This window comes from Mycobacterium alsense, assembly GCF_002086635.1.
Taxonomy (GTDB): Bacteria; Actinomycetota; Actinomycetes; order Mycobacteriales; family Mycobacteriaceae; genus Mycobacterium; species Mycobacterium alsense.
In genome coordinates this window covers 1-7,498 of sequence record NZ_MVHD01000094.1, presented here as the reverse complement: position 1 = coordinate 7,498, position 7,498 = coordinate 1, and the positions used below count along the sequence as shown (strand labels likewise).

6 protein-coding genes and 1 pseudogene are annotated in these 7,498 nt (G+C 71.7%); 2 read left to right on the top strand and 5 right to left on the bottom strand.

Translation table 11 applies throughout. The features are described 5' to 3' along the window. Positions 1–222 (top strand): annotated as a pseudogene (locus BST11_RS26220) (pyridoxamine 5'-phosphate oxidase family protein); the annotation flags it as partial. On the opposite strand, the gene BST11_RS26215 reads toward BST11_RS26220, so the two are convergent. The 5 genes from BST11_RS26215 to BST11_RS26195 all read right to left on the bottom strand — a co-directional run bounded on the left by BST11_RS26215 (position 219) and on the right by BST11_RS26195 (position 6,806). Continuing rightward, entirely contained in the window at positions 219–1,295 is a 1,077-nt protein-coding gene (locus tag BST11_RS26215) for a phosphotransferase family protein (protein ID WP_083141092.1), read from the bottom strand. The pseudogene BST11_RS26220 and the gene BST11_RS26215 overlap by 4 nt on opposite strands. Positions 1,296–1,390: 95 nt before the next feature. After that, positions 1,391–3,127 carry an ABC transporter ATP-binding protein gene (locus BST11_RS26210; RefSeq protein ID WP_083141091.1) on the bottom strand — a complete coding sequence of 579 codons (1,737 nt, stop codon included), beginning with the start codon at positions 3,125–3,127 and terminating at the stop codon, positions 1,391–1,393. Continuing rightward, positions 3,124–5,700, bottom strand: a complete 2,577-nt coding sequence (locus BST11_RS26205; protein WP_083141090.1) for an ABC transporter ATP-binding protein/permease — start codon at positions 5,698–5,700, stop codon at positions 3,124–3,126. Before BST11_RS26205 ends, BST11_RS26210 begins: the two co-directional genes overlap by 4 nt. Then, complete coding sequence (locus BST11_RS26200; protein WP_244897789.1) at positions 5,700–6,365, bottom strand: TetR/AcrR family transcriptional regulator; 666 nt, start codon at positions 6,363–6,365, stop codon at positions 5,700–5,702. The genes BST11_RS26205 and BST11_RS26200 overlap by 1 nt, the downstream gene beginning before the upstream one ends. Positions 6,366–6,488: 123 nt before the next feature. Next, a complete protein-coding gene (locus BST11_RS26195) occupies positions 6,489–6,806 on the bottom strand; it encodes a hypothetical protein (RefSeq protein ID WP_083141093.1) in 318 nt (105 codons plus the stop codon). 191 nt (positions 6,807–6,997) lie between these two features. Here BST11_RS26195 and BST11_RS26190 point away from each other — a divergent pair. Further along, positions 6,998–7,498, top strand: a 501-nt coding sequence (locus tag BST11_RS26190; RefSeq protein ID WP_142276591.1) for a PE family protein, incomplete at its 3' end; no start/stop codon positions are given.

Sequence of the window (7,498 nt, the reverse complement as noted above, 5' to 3'; positions counted from 1 at the left end):
GCCCAGAGGGAGGCGTCGCCCACAAGGTGCGGGGGGGGGGGGGCCCCCGCCGGCGACCCCCCCCGCCCCGCCCCGCCCGATCTGCAGGAAGCGCTCGCCATCCGCTACCTCGGCGAGGAGGGCGGGCGCGCGTTCGTCCGCAGCATGGAGGGCGTCGAGGAGGCGCTGTACACCATCCGCCCCGACCGCTGGCTCAGCGCCGACTTCACCGGCGACCTCTAGCCGATCAGGTCCAGCGTTCCCAGGTCGCGGATGGCCCGGCAGCCCCGGGCGAGCATGGTCAGCACCATGTCGTCGCCCCGCTCGGTGGCCGCGGCGAAGGCGAACCCCAGCGCCGAGATCAGCGGCGCCTGCAGCACGCCGAGCCGGTAGTCGCGCCAACACGTTTCGCGGTCGTAGTCGGTGACCCCGCAATCCGTCAGCGCCCGGTGATACTCGGCGACGAGGTCCTCTTCGATACTCGCGCGCAGCTGCGAATTCAGGCTGGTCGCGGTGAAGTAGGCGAGGTCCCTGGCCGGCAGCCCCACGCCGAGCGTCTGCCAGTCGACGACACTGATCCGCGTGCGTTCCGGGTCGAACAGCATGTTGTCCAAGCGGTAATCCCCATGCATCAGGGCGAACCGGTCGTACTCGGCCAGCAGCCACGGCGCCACCAAACCCATTGCCGCGCCGAAGGTATCGCGGTCCTCGGGCCTCATCCGATCGCCCAGCCTCTCGAGGGTGATGTCCGCGCTCATTTTCGCGACCTCGCCCATGCCGCCGGCGCCGGCCTCGTCGGGCCGGCCGAACGCGATGCCGGGAAAATCCAGCCAGACCGGATCGCACCAGCTGGGCGCGTGCAGGCCGGCCAGGGCGGCGACCGCCAGGCGCGCCTCGGCCTCGCCGCAGCCGGCGAGCTGATCGCCCTGCACCGCAGGCGCCTGATCGGCGAGAAGCAGCGCGAAATCCATTGCGTCCTCGGAGATCTCGCAGTAAAAGCAGTCCGGCGTCGGCACCTGCACCCGCTCGGCCACCGACGAGTAGAACGCGCATTCGCTGCGGTAGCCGATGACGACCCGGTCGCGCACGCTGTCGTCCTGGGCGGGCAGCTTGACGACGAAGGTCCCCGGCAGGTCCCCCGGGTCGCTCGTATACCTGGCCGTGACCCGATAGGTCGCCCCGGTCTGCCCGGTGCCGATGGCCACCACGTCCACGCCGGAGACCTCGACGGGCGCGCGGCCGTCGCTCAGCGCGGCCGACAGCCATTCGGGGGTCACGTCGCCGGGGTAGCGCGGGATCGACACCACGGCGCTCATACGCAGGCCTCCAGTGCTGGAACGATCGACTGAGGAGATCTACTGTAAGGCATACGGCAAGAGCCGCGGTGAGGCCCGTGCTCTACCCGGTGGCCCTACTCGGCAACGATGTTCCATTCCGCGGCTTCGCGCTGCTGCCGCCAGAATTCCTCGAAGCGCCCGCGCGCGGCGAGCAGTTCGTCGACCGTGCCGTCCTCGACGATCCGGCCGTCGTCGAGGAACAGGACGCGGTCGGCGTGGCGGATGCTGGCCAGCCGGTGCGCGACGATCACCCCGGTCCGCGAGCGTGGGTCGGCGGTGAGCGCGTCGACCACCGCGGCCTCGTTCTCGTTGTCCAGGGCGCTGGTGGCCTCGTCGACCAGCAGTATCGGTGCGCCCTTGAGCAGGGCGCGCGCGATGCTGACGCGTTGGCGTTCGCCGCCGGACAGCGTCGAGCCGGCCTCGCCGACGACCGTGTCGGCGCCGTCGGGCAGCCGGGCGGTGAGTTCGTCGACCCGCGCCAGCGCGATCGCCCGCGCGAACCGTTCGTCGGCCGCGGATGGGTCTCCGGCGAAGACGTTTTCGCGGATCGTGCCGTGGAACAGGTACGGGTGCTGGAACACGACACTGCTGGCCGCACGGCGGGTTTCGGCGTCCAGCTGCGCCGCGTCCACGCCGTCGATGAGCACGCGGCCGCCGCTCGGCTCGTGCAGGCCCGCGATCAGCGCCAGGATGGTGCTCTTGCCCGAGCCGGAGGGGCCGACGATCGCCGTGGTGGTTCCCGGTCGCAGCGAGAAGCTCACGCCGTCGAGCACGGGCGCGCCGGAACCGTAGGCGAAGGTGACGTTGTCGAACTCGATGCTGGGCGCCGCGGCGGCGTCGGGCAGCGCGGCGGCCCCTGCGGTCATCACGGGCGCGGTGAGCACCGCACGAATCCGGTCCAGCGTGGCGCGGGTGCTCTCGAGGGCCGGGGCCAGCTCGCTGATGGTGGTGAAGGGCTCCAGGTAGCGGGCGATCACCACGATCAACGCCACGGCCTCCGGCACGGACAGCGTGCCGTTCACCGTCAGCGCCGTGGTCGCCCCGGCCAGCACGATCAGGGCGAGCTGGCTGGCCAGGCTGAACAGCAGCTGGCCGGGGACCTGCATGGCCAGCAGCCGCATCGTCGCGCCGCGCTGCGCGGCCAGCGCGTCACCAAGCTGGCTGCTGGCCGGCTCCACGCGCCGCGCGGCCCGCAGCGCCTGCTGGGTGCGGGCGAACTCGATGATCCGTTCGGTGAGCGCGGTGTTGGCGTCGGCGGCCGCGGCGTCGGCGCGGCGCGCCAGGCGGGTGGAGGCCCACAACGCGCCCAGCAGCAGCGGCACGCCGGCCAGCGCGGCCGCGCCGAGCCGCCAGGAGACCGGCAGCAGGGCCGCCGCGATGGCCGCCGGCAGCAGGACCGCCGTGACCAGCGGCGTCAGCAGGTTGACCACCAGGCCGACGAGTTCGGGCCCCGTGGCGGCGATCGCCTGCCGCGCCGTCGCGGTGTTGCCGGCGGTGAACCAGTCCAGCCGGACATCCGGGAGGCGGTCGGCCACGTGGTGCTGGGAGTGATCCAGGACGGCGAAACCCAGGTCGAACCCGATGCGCGCGGTCGCGGTGTCGATCAGCCACCCGGCCACCGTCGCGGCGGTGAGCCAGCCCAGCCACACCAGGGCCCGCTGCGGGGCGTCACCGAACAGCGCGCCCACCAGCGGGACGAGCAGCACCGTGGCCACCGCGCGCACCACGACGGAGACGAGGGCGAGCGCCGTGTAGGCGATGACCTTGGCGCGCCGGTCTTTGGGCAGGAACCCTATCCAGGTGCGGATCATCGCGACCCCTCCTGCACCGCGACCGCCGGCACGGCGTCGGCCTGGCCGGTGTCCCACAGCCGGCGGTAGCGGCCGTCCGCGGCGAGCAATTCGTCGTGGGTGCCGCGCTCGGCGATGCGGCCGTGGTCGAGGACGACGATCTGGTCGGCCCGGGTGATGGTGTGCAGCCGGTGGGCGATCACCAGCACGGTGCGTTCCCGGGTGAGCCGGTTGAGCGCCTGCTGCACAAGGTATTCCGATTCCGGGTCGGCGAACGCCGTGGCCTCGTCGAGGATCAGCACCGGGGTGTCGGCGAGGATGGCGCGGGCGATGGTGAGCCGCTGGCGCTCGCCGCCCGACAGCCCGGAGCCGGCGCCGAGCATCGTGTCGTAGCCGTGTGGCAGTCGGGTGATGCGGTCGTGGATCTGCGCCTCGCGCGCGGCGGCCTCGATCCGGGCGGCGGTGGCGTCGGGCACGGCCAGCGCGATGTTCTGCGCGACGGTGCCGTGCACGAGCTGCGTTTCCTGCAGCACGAATCCGACCCGAGCGTACAGCTCGTCGGCGGTCAGTGACCGGATGTCTTGTCCCCCAACGCGTATCGCGCCCCGTTCGATGTCGTGGAATCGGGCCAGCAGCGCCGCCAGCGTCGACTTGCCGGAGCCCGACGGGCCGACCAGCGCGGTGACCGTGCCGGGCCGCAGCGTCAGCGACACGTCCCGGATCACGGGAACGCCGGGCCGGTAGCCGAAGGTGACGTGATCGAACACCACCGTCGCCGGCGAATCACCGTGGATCGCCTGCCGTGGTTGCACGGCGAGCTCGGGCTCGTCGAGGGCGTTCTGCAGGCGCCGGGCGGCCAGCATCCCGGCGCGGATGCCCCCGAGCCCGTAGGCGATGCCGAGCAGTCGCGCGCCGAATGTGGTGCCCAACAACAAGAACGGCAGCAGGCTGACCGGGTCCATCCGCCCGGCGACGACCAGCAGGGTGCCCGTCACCGCGATGAGCCACAGGAACGTCGACGGGCGGGTGGCGAGATCCATCAACGTCTTCTTGCCGGCCAGCGGCCGCTGCCAGGCCACCAGGAACCCGACGTACTCGTCCAGGCGGCGGCGGAAGCTCGATGCCGCGGCCCCGCCGAAGACTCGAATCACCGGCTGGCCCTCGAGGTAGGCCCCGGCCTCCCCGTTCATCCTCTCGGCCCAGCGCTGCGATTGCGGGATGCGCGGCCCGGACTGGACGGTCAGCGAGGAGGTGAGCACCAGATAGACGAGGACGGGCCCGAACAGGACCAGCGCCACCCGCCAGTCGACCACGAACAGGTAGGCCAGCACCGCGACCGGCGCCACGACCGCGGCGACCGCGTCCGGGATCGCGTGGGTGACCAGATAGTGCAACGACAGCGTGTCGTCCTGCACCAGCTGCTTGACCGACCCCGACCCCCGAGCGGTGAACCAGCCCAGCGGCAGCCGGGACAGCTTGGTCAAAAGCCTTGTGCGCAATTGGTTTGCGAAGCGCGCATCGACGACGTGCAGCCACAGCGTCAGCGCGGCGCCCAGCACCGTGCCGGTCCCCAGCAGCCCCACGGCCGCGACGCCGACCGCCCACAGCCGAGACGCCCCGGCCCCGGAGACCAGGAGCCGGGCCAGCTCGACCAGCAGCAGGAACGGCGCCAGCTGCAACAGCGTGATCACCGCCTGCAGCACACCGGAGACGATCAGCGCCGAGCGCAGCGGGGCGAGCAACCGGCCGGCCGCCTGGGCGCGCCAACTGCCGCGCGACGCGGGCGCCTCGGCCGTCGCCGGCCCCTCCTGCGGTTGCGGGCTTTTCGCGGGGACGTCGGCCTCGTCGCCGCGGCGCGTGCCCATCGCTTTACCGGCGCTCCAGTAAGCCTGGGCGTGAATCTCGGACTTGGGAAACCCGAACTCGTCGCGCAGGCGGGCTCGCACGTGCTTGAGCGACGTCGCCTCGGGCGTCGCCCACGCGTACCAGTCCGACCAGTCGCGGCTCTCGATCGCCGCGGCCAGCGACCGCTCGTCGCGGCGCGTGACCCAATGCACCCGCAGCCGAGGGTGATTCGCGAGGGGGATCAGCGTGTCGTCGTCGTCGTGCTGCTCGAGGTACATCTCGATCGGGACGTCGGGCGGGACGGTTCCGACGATCCCGTTCATGCCGGGGATCGACGCGGCGTCGCCGATCAGCAGGTAGCCCGCCGGCTGCTCGTCGGGGGTGTCGAAACGCGACGAGCCCATCAGGGACATGGCCGCGATCGTCGCGCCGGGTTGCACGGTGCGCGCCCAGACCGAGGCCGGCCCCGACGGCTCGTGCAGCACGACGTCGACCGCGAAGCGGCCGGTCGCCACGTCGGCCTCGGAAATCGTGTAGGCGCGCTGGAATTCGGTGTTCGACCCGTCCGGATCGGGAAACCAGAAGCGAAGCCATGCCGCGGGTTCGGCCTGAGCGTCCTCGAACAGCGTCGGCGACACCATCCGCACCCGCACGAAATGCGGTGCGATGCGGACGGTTTCGAGGACGGTCGCGATGTGGTCGCGGGCGCCGAAGCCCCGCAGCATCGCCCCCTGGATGCCGCGCGCCATCAGCGGTCCACTCCTGCGGCGCCGAGGTCTGCCATCGCCTCCCGGATCGAGCGGCCGGGCGGGATCGCCGCGACCAGGCCCCGGATCGACGCGGCCAGCAGCAGCCGCACGAACTCCGCATCCGATACCTGCGGCAGTCCGGCGTGGGCCGCGCCGAGCCGCGCGTCGCCGGCCAACCGGGCGGCCGCGGCGTCGCGTTCCACGGCAAAGCCGCCCCCGTGGTCTCCCGCGGTCGCGTTGGCGTTGTTTTCTTCGCGCGCGGCCAGGCTGATCGCCAGAGTGGCCACCGCACTGCTCAGCACCACGGCGGCGTCCGGGGAGTACCCGCGCCGGCCCAGCGCCCCGACCTCGGTGGCCAGCAACCGGGCGCCGGCGTCGCCGCGCGGGAACAGCACCTGAAGGTAGGAGGCCAGTCCCGGGTGCCCGGCGGTGAAGTCGCGGAGCTGCAGGGCGAACGACAGCAGGTGCGGCTCGGTGTCCGACGCCGGGTCGTCGCGCAGCTCGAGCTCGGCGAGCAGGCTTTCGCCGACCAAGCGCTCGAGCTCCCACCTGCTGGCGACGTGACGGTACAGGGCGGTCGCCGATACGCCGAGCCGCGCCGCGACGGCGTTGACACTGAGGCGTTGCATCCCGAGCTCGCGGCCCGCCCGAACGACATCTTCCACCGCGATCAGTGGAGGTCGCCCTCCCTGACGAGACGCAAACGTCTGCATCCGGCACCCTTCGCGTAGGTAAGTTACCCCCACAAACTAAGGGTTGCCTTACTCGCGGTCAACCGCGGGGTGCCGTTACCCGTCGGTGCGGAGCATCAGGTCGGCCTCGGACTCCCGGCGCTTCTGCGCTGCCATCTTGCGGTCGTCGGCCGCGGCCTGGCGATGACGGCTGGCAGAGTCTTCGTGAACCGCGACGTGTGAATCGCCCCGTTCGGCGGTCCGGTCGTGCAGGCTGGCGACTCGCTCGTGTTGGCGTGCGGATTCCTCGATGCTGCTGGCGGCCGAGAGCCCAGCGTAGGCGGCGCGTTCGCGGGCGTCTGCAACTCTGCGTTCGGCGAGTTCCACGTCTTCTGCGGTGAAGGCTTTTTCGGGTAACTCGTGTCCGGTGGCCATGGCGCCTTCCTTATTGCGGTGCATCGCGTCTACCCGCGGAAGGCGCGGCGAAACGTGGGCTCGGTGGTCGCTGCGGGCCGGCCCTCGAAACCTAGCCCTTCCGCAGCCGCCACCCGGCACAATATTCTCTCGTAACTTGTCCCGTTCGTCCGATTCACCCGGATATGGTGACGACCCGATTAGAGGTGGCGATGTCGTATCTGGCGGTGGCCCCAGAGTTCCTCAGTTCGGCTGCAAAGGATTTGTGGGAGATCGCCTCGGCGGTGAGCGCTGCGCACGCCGCGGCGGCGGCCCCGACGACGGGGGTGGTGGCCGCGGCGCAAGACGAGGTGTCCGCGGCGCTCTCGTCGTTGTTTTCCAGCCATGGCCGGCAATTTCAGGCGCTCGGCGCTCAGGCGGCGGCCTTTCACGCCGAATTCGTGCAGGCGCTGAGCGGCGCGGGCGGTGAGTACGTGGTCGCCGAGGCGGCCAATGTGGCGCCGTTGCAAACCCTCGCACAAGCGGCCGCGGACGTTCAGTCGTTCTCGCCCTGGCGGACCCTGACCGGGCGGCCGCTGTTCGGCGATGGCACCAATGGGGCGCCGGGGACAGGTCAGCCCGGCGGACCGGGTGGCTGGCTTTTCGGCAATGGCGGAAATGGCGGGTCCGGCGGGGCGGGGGAGAACGGTGGGGCCGGCGGATCGGCGTTCTTG